We start from the raw sequence: 225 nt of genomic DNA, 5'->3' as shown, positions 1-225 counted from the left end.
ATGGCGCTTAAAGGCAGCTTCCAGGTCAGCGCGTATCCGAATCCGTTTACCGATAACCTGGCCATTGACCTGACATTGCAGAAACCTGCACCGGGCTTATTAATAGAAATCAGTGACATGACAGGAAAGGTGCTCTACAATGAAACCAGGAAAGGTGTACCTGAAGGTAAAAACACCATCAGGGTTAATACACAACGATATGTGGGTACAACAGGTTTTTATATT

1 protein-coding gene is annotated in these 225 nt (G+C 44.4%); it reads left to right on the top strand.

Annotation, left to right across the window (positions count from 1 at the left end; translation table 11 throughout):
• On the top strand, nt 1-225 hold a 225-nt coding region (locus tag KE626_RS34560), incomplete at both ends, for a T9SS type A sorting domain-containing protein (RefSeq protein WP_211977744.1).

Origin of the sequence: Chitinophaga hostae, from assembly GCF_018224885.1 — a bacterium.
In the GTDB taxonomy this organism is placed as follows: Bacteria; Bacteroidota; Bacteroidia; order Chitinophagales; family Chitinophagaceae; genus Chitinophaga; species Chitinophaga hostae.
The sequence above is the reverse complement of the archived record's forward strand: the minus strand, read 5'-3'. Positions and strand labels throughout refer to the sequence as shown.